The sequence below is a fragment of the Spiroplasma endosymbiont of Andrena trimmerana genome (genome assembly GCF_964019575.1).
Taxonomy (GTDB): Bacteria; Bacillota_I; Bacilli_A; order Mycoplasmatales; family VBWQ01; genus Spiroplasma_E.
In genome coordinates this window covers 472,232-494,084 of the sequence record NZ_OZ026455.1, presented here as the reverse complement: position 1 = coordinate 494,084, position 21,853 = coordinate 472,232, and the positions used below count along the sequence as shown (strand labels likewise).

General features: G+C 23.7%; 17 protein-coding genes and 2 pseudogenes. 7 read left to right on the top strand and 12 right to left on the bottom strand.

Annotation, left to right across the window (positions count from 1 at the left end; translation table 4 throughout):
* Positions 1 to 6: 6 nt before the first annotated feature.
* A complete protein-coding gene (locus AACL03_RS02940; RefSeq protein ID WP_339038665.1) occupies positions 7 to 957 on the bottom strand; it encodes an IS30 family transposase in 951 nt (316 codons plus the stop codon).
* Between the two features lie 194 nt (positions 958 to 1,151).
* Between AACL03_RS02940 and AACL03_RS02935 the strand changes: the two genes are divergently transcribed.
* Both AACL03_RS02935 and secA read left to right on the top strand, forming a co-directional pair.
* On the top strand, positions 1,152 to 3,890 hold the full coding sequence (locus AACL03_RS02935) for a hypothetical protein (RefSeq protein ID WP_339039203.1): 2,739 nt from the start codon (positions 1,152 to 1,154) through the stop codon (positions 3,888 to 3,890).
* Between the two features lie 183 nt (positions 3,891 to 4,073).
* Positions 4,074 to 6,458: a preprotein translocase subunit SecA gene (secA, locus tag AACL03_RS02930; RefSeq protein ID WP_339039201.1), complete on the top strand. Its 2,385-nt coding sequence runs from the start codon at positions 4,074 to 4,076 to the stop codon at positions 6,456 to 6,458.
* A 57-nt stretch (positions 6,459 to 6,515) separates the two neighbouring features.
* Here the strand turns inward: secA and AACL03_RS02925 are convergent, their stop codons facing one another.
* The gene (locus tag AACL03_RS02925) at positions 6,516 to 6,965 is read right to left on the bottom strand and encodes a hypothetical protein (protein WP_338958251.1); all 450 of its coding nucleotides are present in this window, start codon (positions 6,963 to 6,965) and stop codon (positions 6,516 to 6,518) included.
* Between the two features lie 252 nt (positions 6,966 to 7,217).
* A complete protein-coding gene (locus AACL03_RS02920) occupies positions 7,218 to 8,300 on the bottom strand; it encodes an Mbov_0401 family ICE element transposase-like protein (protein WP_339039198.1) in 1,083 nt (360 codons plus the stop codon).
* Positions 8,301 to 8,667: 367 nt separating this feature from the next.
* Between AACL03_RS02920 and AACL03_RS02915 the strand changes: the two genes are divergently transcribed.
* Together AACL03_RS02915 and AACL03_RS02910 are read left to right on the top strand one after the other, a co-directional pair.
* A complete protein-coding gene (locus tag AACL03_RS02915) occupies positions 8,668 to 9,528 on the top strand; it encodes a hypothetical protein (protein ID WP_339039196.1) in 861 nt (286 codons plus the stop codon).
* Positions 9,529 to 9,560: 32 nt separating this feature from the next.
* The gene (locus tag AACL03_RS02910; protein ID WP_338980346.1) at positions 9,561 to 10,052 is read left to right on the top strand and encodes a hypothetical protein; all 492 of its coding nucleotides are present in this window, start codon (positions 9,561 to 9,563) and stop codon (positions 10,050 to 10,052) included.
* Positions 10,053 to 10,193: 141 nt separating this feature from the next.
* On the opposite strand, the pseudogene AACL03_RS02905 reads toward AACL03_RS02910, so the two are convergent.
* The 3 genes and pseudogenes from AACL03_RS02905 to AACL03_RS02895 all read right to left on the bottom strand — a co-directional run.
* Positions 10,194 to 11,099, bottom strand: a pseudogene (locus AACL03_RS02905) (ISNCY family transposase); the annotation flags it as partial.
* Positions 11,100 to 11,123: 24 nt separating this feature from the next.
* Positions 11,124 to 12,074, bottom strand: a complete 951-nt coding sequence (locus tag AACL03_RS02900) for an IS30 family transposase (RefSeq protein WP_339038665.1) — start codon at positions 12,072 to 12,074, stop codon at positions 11,124 to 11,126.
* Positions 12,075 to 12,172: 98 nt separating this feature from the next.
* Positions 12,173 to 12,520 (bottom strand): annotated as a pseudogene (locus AACL03_RS02895) (ISNCY family transposase); the annotation flags it as partial.
* 233 nt (positions 12,521 to 12,753) lie between these two features.
* On the opposite strand from AACL03_RS02895, the gene AACL03_RS02890 reads away from it, so the two are divergent.
* Positions 12,754 to 13,614, top strand: coding sequence for a hypothetical protein (locus AACL03_RS02890; protein ID WP_339038780.1), 861 nt, complete (start codon positions 12,754 to 12,756; stop codon positions 13,612 to 13,614).
* Positions 13,615 to 13,646: 32 nt separating this feature from the next.
* A complete protein-coding gene (locus AACL03_RS02885; protein WP_339038835.1) occupies positions 13,647 to 14,123 on the top strand; it encodes a hypothetical protein in 477 nt (158 codons plus the stop codon).
* A 140-nt stretch (positions 14,124 to 14,263) separates the two neighbouring features.
* Here the strand turns inward: AACL03_RS02885 and AACL03_RS02880 are convergent, their stop codons facing one another.
* Positions 14,264 to 15,508 carry an ISNCY family transposase gene (locus AACL03_RS02880; protein WP_339038837.1) on the bottom strand — a complete coding sequence of 415 codons (1,245 nt, stop codon included), beginning with the start codon at positions 15,506 to 15,508 and terminating at the stop codon, positions 14,264 to 14,266.
* Between the two features lie 594 nt (positions 15,509 to 16,102).
* Between AACL03_RS02880 and AACL03_RS02875 the strand changes: the two genes are divergently transcribed.
* A complete protein-coding gene (locus tag AACL03_RS02875; RefSeq protein ID WP_339039190.1) occupies positions 16,103 to 16,273 on the top strand; it encodes a hypothetical protein in 171 nt (56 codons plus the stop codon).
* Here the strand turns inward: AACL03_RS02875 and AACL03_RS02870 are convergent, their stop codons facing one another.
* Genes AACL03_RS02870 through AACL03_RS02850 form a run of 5 tightly spaced genes read right to left on the bottom strand, consistent with a single transcriptional unit; the run spans position 16,274 to position 21,853 of the window.
* Entirely contained in the window at positions 16,274 to 17,632 is a 1,359-nt protein-coding gene (locus tag AACL03_RS02870) for a hypothetical protein (RefSeq protein WP_339039188.1), read from the bottom strand.
* Between the two features lie 47 nt (positions 17,633 to 17,679).
* Positions 17,680 to 18,300 carry a hypothetical protein gene (locus AACL03_RS02865; protein WP_339039186.1) on the bottom strand — a complete coding sequence of 207 codons (621 nt, stop codon included), beginning with the start codon at positions 18,298 to 18,300 and terminating at the stop codon, positions 17,680 to 17,682.
* Positions 18,251 to 19,492 carry a hypothetical protein gene (locus AACL03_RS02860; protein WP_339039184.1) on the bottom strand — a complete coding sequence of 414 codons (1,242 nt, stop codon included), beginning with the start codon at positions 19,490 to 19,492 and terminating at the stop codon, positions 18,251 to 18,253. The genes AACL03_RS02865 and AACL03_RS02860 overlap by 50 nt, the downstream gene beginning before the upstream one ends.
* Before the next feature lie 17 nt (positions 19,493 to 19,509).
* Positions 19,510 to 19,632 (bottom strand): hypothetical protein, encoded by a 123-nt coding sequence (locus tag AACL03_RS02855; protein ID WP_255495889.1) that lies wholly within the window; start codon positions 19,630 to 19,632, stop codon positions 19,510 to 19,512.
* A 4-nt stretch (positions 19,633 to 19,636) separates the two neighbouring features.
* Positions 19,637 to 21,853, bottom strand: a complete 2,217-nt coding sequence (locus AACL03_RS02850) for a hypothetical protein (protein WP_339039182.1) — start codon at positions 21,851 to 21,853, stop codon at positions 19,637 to 19,639.

Below are 21,853 nucleotides of genomic sequence, written 5' to 3'. Positions count from 1 at the left end.
GTGCAACTAAATTATTTTTCTATCCAAATATTCGATTGGTGAAAGATAATTTAGTATTTTTCTCGGTTTTTGATTTAAAGACAATATAAATTTATGAACTTCATTTTTATTAGTTTTTGAAAAAATAAATTTTTTAGGAAATTTTTCTCTAATTAAACCATTAGTATTTTCATTAGTACCTCTTTGTCAAGGTGAATATGGATTGGCAAAATAAATTTTTACATCTAAATTTTTTTCAAGTTGTTGTCAATTTGAAAATTCTTTGCCACGATCAAAAGTAATAGTTTTAACAATGTTTTTAGGAAGAATTGATAAATAATAACTGACATTTTTATTAATAACTTTAGTAGTTCTGTTTTTAACTAATATTGCTAAAGTAAATCGTGATACTCTTTCAACTAAAGTTATTAAACATGATTTGCTTTTACCTCGTGATGATACTATAGTATCTCCTTCTCAATGACCAAGTGTTATACGATCATTAACATTTATATCTCGTTCTTTAATTGATTTACCATTAAACTTGCCACGATTTTCTTTAGATTTTCGTTTTTTACCTTTTCTTCTTAAATTTTTACTAGTAACTTTATCAAGCATTCCAAAATAAATTCAAGTATAAATTGTTTTAAAACTAATAACTCATTCTTTATGAAAATTTTTAATTCTGCCATAAATTTGTTCAGGTGATCAACCTAATAGTAATTTTTGTTGTACATATTTTACTAAATTCTTATTTTTAAACTTATGAAAACTAATATGTGATTGTTTTCGATTTTCAGCTTTATTTTGTGCAATTAATGAAAAATAATGATTATTATCTTTATTTCTATTAATTTCTCGAATAATAGTACTAATACTTCGATTAAGATTTTTAGCTATTTCACTAATTTTAAATTTAAATTTCAATTGATTCTCAATATAAATTCTTTCATCTATGCCAAGATGTTTATAACTCATATAAAAACTCCTTACTTTTTTCTAAACTAAATTTAGCATTATGAAATTTTTATATGAGAATTTTTTGCAATTTTATTTACTTGCACTTACAAGTATAACTCAGCAAACAAAAAAATAATTCATCAATAATTGAACAAGTTGTATCATTTACATCAGAACAAATTCAATCTTTTACGTTATCACAAATTCAGTCATTGACAAGAGAACAAGTTGTATCATTTACAGAAAATCAAATCAAGGCGTTTACTCCTATTCAGATTCAAGCATTGACGCCTATACAAATTAGGTCATTTAATGTTACACAAATTCCATATTTTACATTTATTCAAATTCCATCATTTATGCCATGACAAATTCAGTCCTTAACAAAAGATCAAATTTCAGTTTTTACAGAAGATCAGATTCAAGCATTGACATCAATTCAAATTCAGTCTTTTTGGTCATGACAAATTCAAGCATTGACGCCTATACAAATTAAATCTTTTACATTATTACGAATTTCAAAATTTACAAAAACACAAATTTCATCATTTACAGAACAACAAATTCCATTTTTTAAACCAGAACAAATTCCATTTTTTACACCAGAACAAATTTCATTTTTTACAATAGAACAAATTCGTTCATTTACATCATCACAAATTTTACATTTTACAAAAACACAAATTTCTTCATTTTGGTCATGACAAATTCAATCGTTGACAAAAGAACAGATTCAGTCATTTACAACAGAGCAGATTAAATTTTTTACGTTATCACAAATTCAGTCATTGATAGAAGAACAGATTCAATCATTGACAAAAGTACAAATTGTTTCATTGACAATTGAGCAAGTTTCACATTTAACAAATCAACAAATACCATTATTTACAACTGAACAAATTAAATTATTTACTTCTTGACAAATTTTACATTTTACAACGGATCAAATTAAATCTTTTACATTATTACAAATTCCAATAATTACACCAGCACAAATTCAAATATTTGTATCTACACAAATTATTTTGTTTAGGCCATTACAAGTTTCAGTATTTACATCTACACAAATTTCAGCATTGAAATTTGAACAAATTCGTTCATTGATAATTGAGCAAGTTTCATTTTTTACAAAAGAGCAAGTTTCATTTTTTGCAATCGAACAAGTTTTGGAATTTACAACCGAACAAATTCAATCTTTTATGTTATCACAAATTCAAGCATTGACAGAAAATCAAATTTCATTTTTTACACCTTTGCAAATTCAAGCATTGACGCCTATACAAATTAGGTCATTTAATGTTACACAAATTCCATATTTTACATCTATTCAAATTGTATCATTTTTGCCATCACGAGTTTCAAAATTTATAGAAATACAAATTGTATCTTTTACAAAAGAGCAAATTTCATTGTTTTTACCATCACAAATTACGGCTTTTACTCCTAGCCAGATTCAATCATTTTTGCCGTTGCAAATTCAAGTTTTTACAGAAGAGCAAATTTCATCTTTCATAGATATCCAGATTGAGTCTTTTACATCTATTCAAATTGCATCATTTATAGAAAATCAAATTAAATCGTTTACGCCTATACAAATTAAATTATTTACATCTATTCAAATTGCATCATTTATAGAAAATCAAATTAAATCGTTTACGCCTATACAAATTAAATCATTGACAGAAAATCAAATTCAAGCATTGATATCATCACAAATTGAAGTTTTTACCAAAGAACAGATTCAATCTTTTACAATTAAACAAATTAGTTCATTTTGGTCATGACAAATTCAAATATTGACATCAATTCAAATTTCATTTTTTACAGAAGATCAGATTCAGTTTTTTACGTTATCACAAATTCAGTCATTTACATCTTTGCAAATTCCATTTTTTAAACCAGAACAAATTACTTTATTTATACCAGTACAGATTCAGTTTTTTACGTTATCACAAATTCAGTCATTTACATCTATTCAAATTGCATCATTTATAGAAAATCAAATTAAATCGTTTACGCCTATACAAATTAAATCATTGACAGAAAATCAAATTCAAGCATTGATATCATCACAAATTGAAGTTTTTACCAAAGAACAGATTCAATCTTTTACAATTAAACAAATTAGTTCATTTTGGTCATGACAAATTCAAATATTGACATCAATTCAAATTTCATTTTTTACAGAAGATCAGATTCAGTTTTTTACGTTATCACAAATTCAGTCATTTACATCTATTCAAATTGCATCATTTACAAAAGAACAAGTTTCATCATTTTTGCCATCACAAATTGCGGTTTTTACCAAAGAACAAATTCAATCTTTTATGTTATCACAAATTCAATCATTGACAGAAAATCAAATTTCATTTTTTACACCTTTGCAAATTCAATCTTTTAAACCAGAACAAGTTTCATTTTTTACAAAAGAGCAAATTTCTTGATTTACAGAAAAGCAAATTTCATCATTTACAGAACAACAAATTCAATACTTTACAAAAGAGCAGATTCAATCTTTAATAGGCCAACAAATTCAATCGTTTACAAAGGAGCAAATTCCATGGTTTAGAGCTGACCAACGTAAATTTTTTAAAGTAATAAGAATTCCAATTATTAATAAACTAAAAACTAGTTCATTAATAATTAAAGAAAATCAAATTTTTGTAGAAGAGAAAATTAGAAAAAAAAGTAATCAATGAAGTTTAAAAAAAATTTGATTTTTAGTTATTAGTTTTTTTTCACAACAACTTCAATATTTAGTTTATTTTATATTTTTAAAAAAAATAAAAATCAAATTAAAAAAAGAAGATAATTTTAATGAAAATAGTTTAAATAAAATGTTAGAATCTAAAATTAATTTTATTGAACTTACAAAATCAGAAATTAACAAGGAATCTTTTAATAAAAGTAATATTAAATCATATAATAATCAAGTTTTTTATAGTAATTAAAATAATTATAGTAAATTATTTTTTCTAACTTCGAAGAGAAAGAAAAAAATATAATATAAATACAATTTTTTTTTGGGTACTAAGTTTTCTAAGTTTTTTTATGTTAAAATAATAAAGATTTTATTACTTTACAAGTAATAATAAGTATAAGTAATAATAAAGAAAAAAATGGTGATTTACTTTATGTGAGATCGTAAAATTTTACGAAAAATTAATAAACAAGTTAAGGCAATAATTAGCCTTGATGAAACAATGAGAAAAATTAAAGATGAAGAATTAGCAAATAAAACAGTTGAATTCAGAACCAGATTGGCAGAAGGTGAGACTTTAGATGATATTTTAGTTGAAGCTTTTGCGACAATTAGAGAAGCAGCACGAAGAATTAGTGGATTACATCCATATCCTGTTCAATTAATTGGTGGTATTGTTCTTCATAATGGTGATGTTGCTGAAATGCGAACTGGTGAAGGAAAAACTTTAACTGCTGTGATGCCAATTTATCTAAATGCTTTAAGTAGTAAAGGTGTTCATGTTATTACTGTTAATGAATATTTGGCGGCAAGAGATGCTGAATTAAATCGACCAATTTTAGAATTTTTGGGAATTACTATTGGCGTTAGTCTTCGTGATCATTCTACTAATCAAAAACGTGAAGCGTATTTAAAAGATGTTACATATACAACTAATTCGGAATTAGGCTTTGATTATTTGCGTGATAATATGGTTAAGGTTTATCCAGAAAAAGTTCAACGTCAGCTTAATTATGCTATCATTGATGAGGCGGACTCTGTTTTAATTGATGAATCAAGAACACCTTTAATTATTTCTGGTGGTTCAAAAAATCGTACTCCTTTATATCAAGCATCAGATGTTTTTGCAAAAACTTTAATACCTGAAGATTATAAAATTGATTGAGAATCACGTCAAATTGCATTAACAGTAACGGGTGTTAATAAAGCACAAAAACAGTTTAATTTAAAAAATTTATTTGATATTGATAACTCGGAATTATTTCATCATATTCAAAATGCACTTCGTGCTAATCATGTTTTCAAATTAGATGTAGAATATGTTGTTAAAGATGGTGAAATTGTGCTAGTTGATCAGTTTACTGGTAGATTAATGCCTGGTAGAGTATATAGTGATGGACTTCATCAAGCTTTACAGGCTAAAGAAAATGTTACAATTCAACAAGAAACAACAACAGTAGCTACTATTACTTATCAAAACTTTTTCCGTTTATATAATAAATTAAGTGGTATGACAGGAACTGCTAAAACCGAAGAAGAAGAATTTGTAAAAATTTATAATATGAGAGTAATTAAGATTCCTACTAATAAACCAATTATTCGAGAAGATAAACCCGATCATGTTTTTGCTTCATTAAATGCTAAATTTAAATCTTTAATTGCAGAAGTTAAAGAACGACATACTAAAGGACAACCAATTTTGATTGGTACTGCTAATGTTGATGTATCAGAACGAATTGCTAATATGTTAACTTTGGAAGGAATTAAGCATGAGATTTTAAATGCTAAAAATCATGCTCGTGAAGCTGATATTATTGCTAGAGCTGGTGAAAAAGGATCAATTACTTTAGCAACTAATATGGCAGGACGTGGAACTGATATTAAACTTGGTAAGGGTGTTATTGAACTTGGTGGCCTTGCTGTATTAGGTACCGAAAGAAACGAAGCACGAAGAATTGATAATCAATTACGTGGAAGAGCCGGAAGACAAGGTGATCCTGGATTTTCACGATTTTATGTTTCAATTGAAGATGATTTGATGTTACGTTTTGGTGGTGAAAAATTAAAAAAAGCTTTTGCAAGTTTAGGTGAAGACTATATTAGATCAAAAATGTTAACTAGATCAATTACTAGAGCACAACAAAAAATTGAAGGTATGAATTTTGATGCACGAAAAAACTTATTAGATTATGATAATGTTATTGCTCAGCATCGTGAAGCTACATATCATCAACGTGATAATATTTTACTTGCTGATGATTTATTAGATTTAATCAAAAATATGCACAGAACAGTAGCACGTGATTTACTAAATATTTTTAATAAAGTTGTTGGTAGAGAACAGTTTATTGATTATGATGAATTAGTTAAAGGTATTGAAAATAAATTAATTAAGCCTAATGATTTAATAGCAGAAAAGTTAAATCGATTAAGTACTGAAGAAAATATTGATTTAATTGTTGAAAAATCTTATAATTTTTATCTTGAAAAAAGAGAAAAGTTAAATGATGTTATTATAAAACAAATTGAAAATAGTGTTATTTTACAAACTTTTGATCAATATTGAACTAATCACATTGATGCTTTAAGTAAACTGCGTGCAGGAATCCATTTGCGTGGTTATGCGCAGTTAAATCCCTTACAAGCTTATATTGAGGAAGCTTCAAAATTATTTAATCGTATGAAAATCAATGTTGCTCATCAAGTTATTATTATGTTACATAGCATTGATCCAGAACAACATCAGGTCCGTGGTGGTCAAGATGTATTGGATACAGTATTAGCAAGTAATGTTGAAACTAAAACTAAAATTGGATAATCAATCTTTATTTAAAAAACTAAGTATTAAAATACTTAGTTTTTTAAATATGTTTTTTTATTCTATTTGATTTTTTTCTTTATGTTTTCATGACTTCTTTTTAAATATGTTTTTATTTTTTTTACTGTCATAAGTGACTGAAGTTGTTCAATGGGGGAAATTATTACCTTTAGTAACAGCATTACTATTATTCATGGGTACTAAATTTTTAATATAATTAGTTCCATCTGCTGTGGTGGGGCGTTCATAAACAATAGTTCAATTTAAACTTTCAATTGGATCATTAAGCTTCGGTTGTGCAATAAAATTATGTCAAAACATTAAGGCACCCGCATAATCTCGACGGTATAATTGTGGATTAAAATTATTAATAATTTCTCCTTTATTTCATACTTCTTCAATTTGTTGTGGTGTTCATATTGTTTCTTCTTCTTCATTATTTGTTGAAGAAGTTATGTTTTGATTAATTTCATTTTGTGAATATAGTGCTTTTGCTTCTAGTGACATATATTTCTTTGGGACGGTAACAAAAATGGAGGATATAATTACTTTTTAAACATTTCTTTAAAATTATAGACAAGAAATAATTGTAATTATATGCAATTGTAAATACATCTTACTACTAAATTAAATGAATTACAATTAAAATACAAATATTGAAAAAATCAATAATAAAATTTAATATTTATACACAACAAAAATTCTTATTAACTTTTAATTTAATAAGTTTTTAAAATTTTAATAAAAAAATAAATTAAATTATGTTTTTAAATTTATTTGATTACATTTAAAAATAACCATTTTAATATAAATATTTATGTTATAAGTTCTATTACCAAGCATTTCTTTTAAAATATGTCAAATATTTGTTTCAGTAAAACAACCTATATTTCACTTTGCACCTTGATTTTCAATACCTTGTTTATTATTTTTAAAATATTGTTTTTTTAATTTTTTATGGTTTTTTAATATTTCATTCATATATTTTATTAACTCATCATATTGACCATTTTCAATAAAATTTCTACAAATCTTATATTCATCTCAATATTTTCCTTTATTTCCAGCGATTATTCCAACATATAATTTTTTAACTAAATGGAATTTATCTAAAACAAAATTTGCACCTAAATAATCAGCAACTTCTTTAATTCATCCTGCACTATCTCCACAAATAATAATTTTTGCTTGGTCAAAATTTTCAAAAAATCTATTTCCTTGTTCTTTGATAAATTCAGCAGTTTTTTTAACACCAATTGCTGTTTTTGTTGGTCTTATTATTACATCTGCTCTTTTATTAACTAATTTATGATTAACATTATCTGTACAAAATAATACTAAACGCATTGAATATTTACCAGAATTGCGTTTAAATTTTCAAAATTTTCGATGTCCATCATCAATACTAATATAAATAAATTGATTTGGTTCTAATTTTATTTTAGGAACATCTAATTTATTAACTTGATATTCTTGAAATAATCTACTAATACTTGTTGTACTAAATTTTGTTTGCTTCATAGTATGTAAAATATCAACATATCTTTTTCCGTCAGCAAAATGTTCAATAACATTATTTTTGATATCCTGACAAGTTCTTTTATATTTAGGTAATTCTAATTCTTCATCTAATAAACAAACTCTTACTCATTTTTTTAATTGTTCATCATAATATTTATAATCACGACACTTATAAATAACAAGACCATTGATAGTATTTCTAGTTCTTTCTTTTAATATTCTTCAATCTGTTTTTTCTCATTGATTTTTTATATCATCTCTAAATGATTGATACATTCTTTCAGTTGCTTCTTTTAAAGTTCATAAATAATTAAAACTCATATTTTTTCTCCTAACTATTTTAAAAAAATCTAAATTTATTGTAAATATATTTAAAAAATTAATTTACTTAATTATTATATAAATATATAAGTGTTATTTTAAATAAAATAAAAAATATTTTAAAAAATGCTTTCATATTTAAAATATAATAAACAATTTCAATATAATTAATAGTATAGGTATCAAAAAATAAACGCCTTTAATTTAGGTATTATTTTGAGTTTAAAAGCATACTGTCAATATCGAGTGAAAATTTCCCAAAAATATTTATCAAAAAAAATAAAAAAGAAGTAAAATTTAACAAATAAAAGTTGCTTTGTTTTGAAAGTAAATATTTTTATATTTACTTTCAAAGGAGAACAAAATTATGAAATATTTTAGTCCAAGTTATTGATTTAAATTGTGAGTATTAACTGCTCCACTTTTAAATAATAAAATACAAGGTATTAATGGTAAGTCAATTGATAATTCAAATATTAAAAATTGAGTTAGAAAAAATACGACTAGTTTAGATTTAGTAAATCAACAATTAAATTTTGCAAGTAATAATCAAACAGATTTTATTATTAACAACCCAACAACAAATAGCAAAATAAATATGAATAAACATCGTCATGAAAAACACAGAAATCGATTAAAAAGAACATTAAATGGTAAAAACGAAATAAGGGGTAGTTGAGGTAAAGTAACTTGTTCATTTACACCAAAAACTTTTGAAGGAATAATAGCTGATTATCATTATTGAAAAGATAATCCTGCATGAGAACTTGGCGAAAAATTTAAAGAGGATATGATGCAACGATATAATTCTAATGATATTTCAATTACTGCAATTTTTCCATGAACATGAAAAGAAATACAACAAGTAGGTAAAACAATTTGAGATAATTTTTCAAAAATTGAAAAAGTATATACAGATAGTTCTAGAAAAAAACGTATAGAAATTGTACTTTATGAAAAACCATTTAATTGATTTGATTTTGAATCAGTAAGAATAATAACAGAAGATGAGAAATATTATCCAAATAATCGTCTTGATAATTTAGAAAATGATTTTCCAGATTGAAATAAAGATATAAAAATTAATTTAGGAAAAATTAATCATAACGTTGATAACGAAATTAAAAGTGCCATAAAGAAAAAATATCATAATTTTAAATTATCAGAAGTTTATTTATTGGATAAATCTAATTACTCACACTTTATTGGCTATTTTGAAAAAAAATAATTGTTGGTACTTTTAGTCCCTATTCTTATGGTTTGACAAAACCAACTTTTACCTATGTAACACAAGATAAATTTAATGAAATTTCAAATATTATAGCAAATGATTCAAAAGTTAAACAATGATTTGCACATATAAATGAATGAAATTCTACTTTACCACAAGCAATCAATAATTCTAAAACATTTAATCCTCAAGCATTATATAATTGAAAAAGACAAGAAAAAGAAATAATAAAAGGTTATATAAGAGATTGAAGTTATATTTCAACTTTAATTGAACATGAATTAAAGTTAGATGAATTAAACAAAAATATTCAAGGAATCAAAGCAGATTTTGAAACTTTAAAAAAACAAGTTAATGAACTTGACAACAGACTTCTAAATCTAGAAAATAAATCAAATTTAAATTGTGAAAACACATTAACTATTGTTAATGGTGCTTTAAATACTATTCCCATAATTGGTAATGTTGTTGGTGGTATTACAACAATGGCTTCTGGTGCTTGTGCTATTGGTGGTGTATAATTTTATTTTTTTATATCTTTAAAATCAATTTTAAGGCATCAAATTTGCTGCTCGACAAACGATTTAAAATTTTATATAGTTAAGTATTCACAAAAATAATCTTTTATAAAAAGAATTTTATCTAATTTTAATTTGGTATTATTAGTATCCATATCTTCAAGGATGGTTTTTATTTGGTATATAAACCTTTTTAGTTTTTATCAAATCTTCTTTGATAATTGGTTTTGGTGCTATTTCTTTTAATTCATATATTTGATGATTATAACTAAGATATAACTCATTAATAAACGATTTAAGTACAATTACATCAGTTCTAGGTTGTATGTATTGAACTTTGCTATTTTTATAAGGAAAATACTTTTTACCATAATATGTTATAGTTGAACCACTATCCGTTTTTCTTTTAGAAAATCTTGAAAGATAAGTATTTATTTCTTCTTGGTTTGGAGCTTTAATCATAGCAGATTTATTATTATCAATAGGTAAGGCAAATTGCTTATTAAAAATACTTATATATATTTTAAGAAATTGATTAGCTTCTTCTAAATTTTTAATTTTATTAAGTCTAAGTTCACTAATTAAGCGACTTTGAAGTGTTCCAAATAAGCGTTCGATTCTACCCTTAGCTTGTGGAATGGAAGTTCTAATAATTTCAACACCTAAATCATTACAAGACTTTTGGAATTGAGTATAAGTATCATTTTCCGTGTTTATTTTGCCAGCATCGATTTGTTTTTTATATCCAAAAACTGTTCTATTATCAGTATAAAATGTTTTTGGTATGCCATATTTAGTTAAAATTTGATAAAAAACATTATAATAACCATCTAATGTTTCTTGATGATCAAATCATAGTCCGACAATATTGCCTGTAGCATCATCAATTGCAGCATGTAAAAAAGCTTTTGGTTTATCCTTACCAAATCAATGATGATTACTTGCATCCATTTGAATTAATTCACCAAAATTTGTTCTTCGGTTTCTTGTAGGATGCAAGTTATTTTTCTTATTTTTATGTCTTTTTGGTGAAGTAATTTTTTCTTTAATGCTAAATTGTAAAGGTAAGTGCAACTAAATTATTTTTCTATCCAAATATTCGATTGGTGAAAGATAATTTAGTATTTTTCTCGGTTTTTGATTTAAAGACAATATAAATTTATGAACTTCATTTTTATTAGTTTTTGAAAAAATAAATTTTTTAGGAAATTTTTCTCTAATTAAACCATTAGTATTTTCATTAGTACCTCTTTGTCAAGGTGAATATGGATTGGCAAAATAAATTTTTACATCTAAATTTTTTTCAAGTTGTTGTCAATTTGAAAATTCTTTGCCACGATCAAAAGTAATAGTTTTAACAATGTTTTTAGGAAGAATTGATAAATAATAACTGACATTTTTATTAATAACTTTAGTAGTTCTGTTTTTAACTAATATTGCTAAAGTAAATCGTGATACTCTTTCAACTAAAGTTATTAAACATGATTTGCTTTTACCTCGTGATGATACTATAGTATCTCCTTCTCAATGACCAAGTGTTATACGATCATTAACATTTATATCTCGTTCTTTAATTGATTTACCATTAAACTTGCCACGATTTTCTTTAGATTTTCGTTTTTTACCTTTTCTTCTTAAATTTTTACTAGTAACTTTATCAAGCATTCCAAAATAAATTCAAGTATAAATTGTTTTAAAACTAATAACTCATTCTTTATGAAAATTTTTAATTCTGCCATAAATTTGTTCAGGTGATCAACCTAATAGTAATTTTTGTTGTACATATTTTACTAAATTCTTATTTTTAAACTTATGAAAACTAATATGTGATTGTTTTCGATTTTCAGCTTTATTTTGTGCAATTAATGAAAAATAATGATTATTATCTTTATTTCTATTAATTTCTCGAATAATAGTACTAATACTTCGATTAAGATTTTTAGCTATTTCACTAATTTTAAATTTAAATTTCAATTGATTCTCAATATAAATTCTTTCATCTATGCCAAGATGTTTATAACTCATATAAAAACTCCTTACTTTTTTCTAAACTAAATTTAGCATTATGAAATTTTTATATGAGAATTTTTTGCAATTTTATTTACTTGCACTTACAAGTATAACTCAGCAATTAATATAGTATAAAGTGTACTATATGAAATTTTAATTTTTTCTTCATTGTTTAATTTCTCATGGAAATGTTGAAAATTAAAATTATAATATTTGGTTTTATATAAATTTATAATCTTAATTTTGATTTCAAAATTTGTTGTTTTATTAGAAATTTTATTTCGGGATTTATGAATAAAACCAACTTTACCTTCTCTATTGAAAATTTGAATTAATTGGTTAATTCTTCTAATAGTTAGGTTAAGTTTATTCTTAGCTTGATGTTTAGATAATTTATTAATAATAATGTCATTTATAATATTAAACTTATATTTTTCTTTCATAGTCATGCTTCTTTCCATATTTATCACCAAGTATATTTAACTTTACTTTTGGGAAATTTTTGCTCGATAACTAATAGGAAATTATCACTAAATAATGACACAAAGTTTAAAAGCATACTGTCAATATCGAGTGAAAATTTCCCAAAAATATTTATCAAAAAAAATAAAAAAGAAGTAAAATTTAACAAATAAAAGTTGCTTTGTTTTGAAAGTAAATATTTTTATATTTACTTTCAAAGGAGAACAAAATTATGAAATATTTTAGTCCAAGTTATTGATTTAAATTGTGAGTATTAACTGCTCCACTTTTAAATAATAAAATACAAGGTATTAATGGTAAGTCAATTGATAATTCAAATATTAAAAATTGAGTTAGAAAAAATACGACTAGTTTAGATTTAGTAAATCAACAATTAAATTTTGCAAGTAATAATCAAACAGATTTTATTATTAACAACCCAACAACAAATAGCAAAATAAATATGAATAAACATCGTCATGAAAAACACAGAAATCGATTAAAAAGAACATTAAATGGTAAAAACGAAATAAGGGGTAGTTGAGGTAAAGTAACTTGTTCATTTACACCAAAAACTTTTGAAGGAATAATAGCTGATTATCATTATTGAAAAGATAATCCTGCATGAGAACTTGGCGAAAAATTTAAAGAGGATATGATGCAACGATATAATTCTAATGATATTTCAATTACTGCAATTTTTCCATGAACATGAAAAGAAATACAACAAGTAGGTAAAACAATTTGAGATAATTTTTCAAAAATTGAAAAAGTATATACAGATAGTTCTAGAAAAGAACGTATAGAAATTGTACTTTATGAAAAACCATTTAATTGATTTGATTTTGAATCAGTAAGAATAATAACAGAAGATGAGAAATATTATCCAAATAATCGTCTTGATAATTTAGAAAATGATTTTCCAGATTGAAATAAAGATATAAAAATTAATTTAGGAAAAATTAATCATAACGTTGATAACGAAATTAAAAGTGCCATAAAGAAAAAATATCATAATTTTAAATTATCAGAAGTTTATTTATTGGATAAATCTAATTACTCACACTTTATTGGCTATTTTGAAAAAAAATAATTGTTGGTACTTTTAGTCCCTATTCTTATGGTTTGACAAAACCAACTTTTACCTATGTAACACAAGATAAATTTAATGAAATTTCAAATATTATAGCAAATGATTCAAAAGTTAAACAATGATTTGCACATATAAATGAATGAAATTCTACTTTACCACAAGCAATCAATAATTCTAAAACATTTAATCCTCAAGCATTATATAATTGAAAAAGACAAGAAAAAGAAATAATAAAAGGTTATATAAGAGATTGAAGTTATATTTCAACTTTAATTGAACATGAATTAAACAAAAATATTCAAGGAATCAAAGCAGATTTTGAAACTTTAAAAAAACAAGTTAATGAACTTGACAACAGACTTCTAAATCTAGAAAATAAATCAAATTTAAATTGTGAAAACACATTAACTATTGTTAATGGTGCTTTAAATACTATTCCCATAATTGGTAATGTTGTTGGTGGTATTACAACAATGGCTTCTGGTGCTTGTGCTATTGGTGGTGTATAATTTTATTTTTTATATCTTTAAAATCAATTTTAAGGCATCAAATTTGCTGCTCGACAAACGATTTAAAATTTTATATAGTTAAGTATTCACAAAAATAATCTTTTATAAAAAGAATTTTATCTAATTTTAATTTGGTATTATTAGTATCCATATCTTCAAGGATGGTTTTTATTTGGTATATAAACCTTTTTAGTTTTTATCAACTCTTCTTTGATAATTGGTTTTGGTGCTATTTCTTTTAATTCATATATTTGATGATTATAACTAAGATATAACTCATTAATAAACGATTTAAGTACAATTACATCAGTTCTAGGTTGTATGTATTGAACTTTGCTATTTTTATAAGGAAAATACTTTTTACCATAATATGTTATAGTTGAACCACTATCCGTTTTTCTTTTAGAAAATCTTGAAAGATAAATATTTATTTCTTCTTGGTTTGGAGCTTTAATCATAGCAGATTTATTATTATCAATAGGTAAGGCAAATTGCTTATTAAAAATACTTATATATATTTTAAGAAATTGATTAGCTTCTTCTAAATTTTTAATTTTATTAAGTCTAAGTTCACTAATTAAGCGACTTTGAAGTGTTCCAAATAAGCGTTCGATTCTACCCTTAGCTTGTGGAATGGAAGTTCTAATAATTTCAACACCTAAATCATTACAAGACTTTTGGAATTGAGTATAAGTATCATTTTCCGTGTTTATTTTGCCAGCATCGATTTGTTTTTTATATCCAAAAACTGTTCTATTATCAGTATAAAATGTTTTTGGTATGCCATATTTAGTTAAAATTTGATAAAAAACATTATAATAACCATCTAATGTTTCTTGATGATCAAATCATAGTCCGACAATATTTCCTGTAGCATCATCAATTGCAGCATGTAAAAAAGCTTTTGGTTTATCCTTACCAAATCAATGATGATTACTTGCATCCATTTGAATTAATTCACCAAAATTTGTTCTTCGGTTTCTTGTAGGATGCAAGTTATTTTTCTTATTTTTATGTCTTTTTGGTGAAGTAATTTTTTCTTTAATTAATATAGTATAAAGTGTACTATATGAAATTTTAATTTTTTCTTCATTGTTTAATTTCTCATGGAAATGTTGAAAATTAAAATTATAATATTTGGTTTTATATAAATTTATAATCTTAATTTTGATTTCAAAATTTGTTGTTTTATTAGAAATTTTATTTCGGGATTTATGAATAAAACCAACTTTACCTTCTCTATTGAAAATTTGAATTAATTGGTTAATTCTTCTAATAGTTAGGTTAAGTTTATTCTTAGCTTGATGTTTAGATAATTTATTAATAATAATGTCATTTATAATATTAAACTTATATTTTTCTTTCATAGTCATGCTTCTTTCCATATTTATCACCAAGTATATTTAACTTTACTTTTGGGAAATTTTCACTCGATAACTAATAGGAAATTATCACTAAATAATGACAAAGTTTAAAAGCATACTTGTAAAAATAATCAAAAATAGTATACTTTATAAGTAAAATTAAGGAAAAAAGGAGAATTTATGAGTAAAAAAAGAAGCAAAGTTCGAAAAAAAGTAAAAAATAAGCAAAAACAATTTAAAATGATGAATGATAATTTTGATGAGGAGATGAGGATGTAATTTGTCAAAGAAAAGGATGCAATATTGTATCAGATAATATTGTTCAATTAAGAGTTGACGAAAAAAAAGTAACCAATGTTTTTTTATGTAAAGAACATGCAGATGAACTTGAATATGAATTAGCACCTGAATGGTTAGAAGAAATTAGAAAAGAATTAAAAAATGATGATGAAATTGATAATATAGAACTGTTAGTAAATTATTTATAATAAAGGAGTAAGAAAAATATGAAAACATGAATAAAAACAAATTTAAATAAAATAACATTAGCACTAGCATTAACTGGTGCTACAACTGGAACAATAGGATTAATCATGGGGGGGTGCTTCCCATAATATGGAAAATTCTTATTTAAAACCAAACGGTGAAAGAGTATATGGTGATACTACAATTTGATGAAATAAATGATATAGCCCTGATAAAACTAGATTGTATTTTTCAAAAATTAAACATCATGATGAAGATGTAAAATGAGATGGTACTTACACAAATAATTATTTTGAATAATTAAATTTCTAAGTTAATATAAGAAATATTTTCATTATATTTATCGAATAAATTAATATTTTTTAAATCAATTTCTTGTTTATCTGTTATTAAAATAAAATCATAATTTTCAGCACCAAATATTCCACTAATTTCAATCCGATTTAGATTATTAATCGGATTTTCGATTTGTAATTCAAATTCACTATTATTATCAATTTGTGATATTTCTTTATAAAATTCCAATTTAGAAAATAATTGAGATTTATTTGAACCATATAAATTTAAAGCATTTTCAATTTTATTATTACTAATAATTAATTTTGTAAAATATTTTCCATATTCGCCATTTGCTAATGTTCAATCTGATGGAATTAATGAAGGTATATTATTAGTTTCTAGTTCATTGGTTATAGATAATCAATTAAATTGATTATCGTCTAATTTAAATAATTCATTTTGACTAATATCATTATTTCTTAGTTTAATGTTATTCATATCTGTAAAATCAAAATACTCAGATTTTAATATAACTTTGGTATCTTTAAATCTTCAAATATCTTTACCAGTAGGTTTTATTGGACTCGATTTTAATTCAAAATAATAGGGTAACAAAATTTTATTATCATCATTTAAACCTTTATTAATTGACATAATTGAATAAATATTATTTGATAACATAATTACTAGTTTCTTAAAAATATGAACTTGTGGTAAATTTATATAATTTGGATAATCCAATTTTCATTGTTTAAATAAATTAGTTATTACTTCTTCTGGTTTTTGTCCTTCAAATTTTGCTCTTAACTTTGCAATTTCATTGTCTGGAACACCTTTATCATCATATGTTGCACCATCAAAATTCCTATTATAATTATATGTATAACTTAGCATATCTAATAATAGTTGTTGTAAACTATCATTAGTTGGTGCATCTTGTATTTCAACTTCAATATCATCAAATTTATTATTAGTTGCAACATATTGATAAAATTGACTTTCACCTACAAAATCTCAAACTTCTTTATCTTTTAATTCTTTTTGACTTTTTAGTGGTCATTTACCACCTAAAACATTACTAAATTCATATCCTAATCAAGCATGTGTAACTCTTGCGTTTTTAATAACTTCTTTTCTTGTTTCAGTTCCACTACTAATTTTAATCAAATCTAAAACTGATTTTTCTTGTCCAATAAATTGTTTTGCTAAATTTCAAGGTAAAATTTGTTCACTAAATCATTGTTGTAATATTCTAACTTTTGGTTGAGTTTCAATAGGCATTGATAATAGCGGAAATGCTATCTTATCTTTCACAAATAACTTTGGGTATACTTCCATATTGTCAACTTCACCAAGTACCTTTATATTGCCAAAAATCATGCTTCTAGGCGCTTTAATTTTTAAACCAATAACTTTGGTATCTTTATCTAAGGTTTTTGTAATTTAATAATAATTGGATAACCATCTCTTGTTTTAAAATCTTTAATTTTAATAATAGTAATACTTTTAGTACTTCTTGTTTTTGGATTTTGATAAGGTTGAGAATAGTTATTAATGATATATAAATTATCAATATTATTTTCAGTTAATGGTTCATTAATACTAACTGCATATAATTTAAATTGATTTAATAAATTTATTTCTTGAAAAATTAAATTTTTAATATCAGTCATACTATATTCAATTGTATTGTCATTAATATTAGTACTTGCTCTTTGATTTAATTGCATAGTAAAGTCCGATGTTTCAACAGCAGTAGTTTTTAATAATTTATCAATATCAATAAAACCAATTTTAATAGTATTTGCTGAAAATTTTAAACTATTATTTTCATTATTTTTAAATAAACGTTCAATTTCATAAATATATATTGTTCTTTTTTTAAATTCATCATATGCTCTATTAATATCAGGGTCACTAGTAGCACCCATCATATTAGTAAAATCATAAGGAATATTATCAATTAAATAATCATTTTCTACTTCTGCTTGATTAAGTTTAGTTTGTTTCTGTGGAAACTTCGTTTGTGGTTTGTTGTTGTTTTCCATTGTTCTCTCCTATTAATTGGTTATTTTCGGGATTAAATAATTTTAATTTAACAGTTAAATTATTAATTTCTTGTTCATCATTAATATTAAATGTTTTACTATTTAATAAATCTTTATCTAAACGTACTAATATTTGAATAAATTTAAGAATATCAATATTAAATTGTCATAATTTTTGTTCGATATAATTAATGGTTGAAATATTTACTGCTGTACTTTCAGGTACTGATTGTTGTGCTGATTTCTTTTGGCTTGGTATATGAATACCACAACGTTTAAATATTTCATTAACATTTCAATCGTATATATCAGTTAAATTTTTACCTTTAAAATTACTACTTGTCATATTTATATTTTCATTTTGTTCATTATTATCTCCACCACTTTTAAATAAATAATTTTTAGTAACTAATTCTCTTACTGCTTGTTCTAACGTTGATTGAACATTACCATAAGTTTGATTAAAAATAAATTTAGGTGAGTTTAAAATGGTATCTAAAACAATTTGTTCATAAATAACATCTAATGCTTTAATTTTATCCATTACTTTATCACAATCTGCTAACTCATTTGCTTTATTTCTCATAATTGCTATTGGAATATAATTAATATTTAGTGTTTGTTCTTGCTCTAAATTTGAATTATTAATGTATGATTTAAAAGGTAATGGAAATTGTTTTTTATTATCACTAATACTATAAATTGCACGGTTAATTGTTACTTGTTCATTATTTAATGTATAAATTTCAAATAATCTTACCATTTGTGCATTTTGTTCATAACTATCATAAAAAATAGTACATTGAATTAATTTACCAGTAATATCATAAACTCTTTGTTGTATATCAACGATTTGAAAATATAAATCATCATTAGCAATAAAAATTAAATAACCACTAATTCCTAATTTACTTAATTTAAAAATAGAATTTCAATTTTTTCTATAAAATTCTTGTTTAATTAAATATTGTTTAATAGTTTCATTATTTATTTCTAATGGAGCATTATATAAATTAGCATTATTTTCTGCTACAAAATCAGTAAAATAAGTTTCATGATTAAAATCATTAAAACCAAAATAATTTAAAATTGAAGCATGAGTACTTTTATTTTTATTAGTTAAAAATTTTACTTTTTCATTTTGATTATCACTAATATTATTTTTATCTTTTCTAAAAAATCTACCTAACATAATATTCACCACCTTTCTTAAAATATTTGATTAATTTTTAATACAATTTTTACTATAATAAATATAATTAAACCGGCAACAGCCGAAGATAATAAAACTCCAATTAAACCTAAAATAATTTTTATAATTTTAAAAAACATAATATTATTCCTGTAATTCTTCTAATTTTCATACATTACCTTTTAAATTACCTTTTCCAGTATAAATAGTAATCCATTTTGCATGTTGAACTGATAAAATTACTATATTAGCACTATCATTAAAGGTTTGTATTTGTACACCAGCAATTTTTTTATCAGTTATAATAAATTCTTGAATAGTATAAACTGGATTATATATACTTCAAGAATAATAAACTCTATAATGTTTATTCTCTTGAAAATCATAAGTAATTTGTCAATTATCTCATTTATTTTTTTCTCTTGTTCCTACTTTTTTTCATTTTGGAACATTTGGTGTTGGATTATTTTTTAATTCAATATCTCATTCATTTTCTCTAATTTCATTAGTTTCTAAACTATATGAATTAATTTTAATAGGTTTTTCTATATCAATTTTTTCAGGTGCAATAATATTTAATGTAGCATCACTATTACCAATTTTTCCCGAAGCAATTCTTCAATTTCCAGTACCCGTTACTCTTGGTGATTTAAAAAATATAACTTGTTGATAACCTTGGTCTAATGGTTTTTCATTTGCAACTTCTCATGTTACAAATACTCGATAAATATATTGATACAATGGCGCATATGTAATTTTTCATGTTTTATCATCAATTCTATTACCTATTACTTTTCATTTAATAATTTTAAAATCTGCTAATTTTTTATTTATTTCATTTATACCACCAGCAACTGTTTTATTAGTAGTTTCTAAATTAGGAATTTCTTGACTTATAGCATTTATTTGAAATGCAATAGGAAATTGTGATTTTGTATCTTCTAATTTTTTATCTACTTCTTCTTTTTTATAATAATCAGTTAAATTAGGTATTTTTTCATCAACATATTTCTTATTTGGAATATCTAAATCATCAGTTACAACTGAATTATTTCTATAAATTAAAGTTTTTCCTCCAACATTAGTTTTAATAACTTCATTAACTAATCTTGTAGTACTATCTTTATCATCTTTATTATTAAATATTCTATTTTCATCAACTGAACTTCCACCAGTTGCACTAATTTTATTATTTTCATCAATCTTAATATTTTCACCAGCAATTAATTTATTTTGTTTTTTATCTAATAAATTATTAGTTTCTAGTTTTGTATAGTAATCACGTTCAGTACTATCTTCTACTATAAATTCAGTTGGTGTACCTTTTCCAATATATTGATATATTTTAGAAATAAATCCTGAGTAATATGTTCCAGGTGTAGCACTTGCACGAATTTTATAATTACTGCAAGTTAAATATAATCTAATATTATTAATTTCATCTGAATAAAAAGTATCTAATAGAGTATATGATTTTATTGCAGATTCTTTATCTAATTTAAATATAGATTTTCTAGTATATTTATATTTATAAATATCACTTTCATAAATATAACCTCATATTACTAATATTTCTTTATTTAAATTATCAGTTGAAAGTTCATTTGATATTTCTTTTCATAATGGACTAGTTTCAATATTAAATCAGTTATTTTCTGGTGGTAATGTTCCAATTTCATCTGGTCAATCTAAAATCATTGTTTCAGTTTCTTTATCATAATCTGTTGCAACATAACCTTTATTAACAAATTTACTAACAGGACCTCTATATATTTCATTTTCATTATCATCAACTAAATCATCATATAATTTAATTTGTTTTGATAATGTAAATTCTTTTTGTTGTTCAATTAATTCATCAACTTGATTTCTAGTATAAAATGCTTTTAAGTCAATTTTTTCAATATCTATTTCATCATCATTATAACTTGAAAATATTTGTTTTAATTCTGTTAATCTTGCTCATATTTTCATTCTACTAGATGCTAAATCTCAAACATTAATCGTAGGAGTACTATTTGCACTAAATTGACTACCATTATTAAATTGAATAGTAGCATCAACATTAAATTCAATTGGTGTACGATTAAATACTCAATGTTCAACCATTACATAAACCATATCTCTTAATGTTTCTTTAATTAATTCATCTTTAAAACTATCAAAAGGAAATTTAGATAAAATAAAATCAAGATAAGCATTAATATCATTTTGAGCACGAATAGCAAAAGTTTTAAATCAATCATTAACATTAGGTCATGTCTGTATATATTGCTGTGGGGTTTCTGTAATTTTTCCAGTTAATGGATATCAGTTATTATAATTTTCAAGACTGACATCAGTTCAAAGTTTATTAATCAT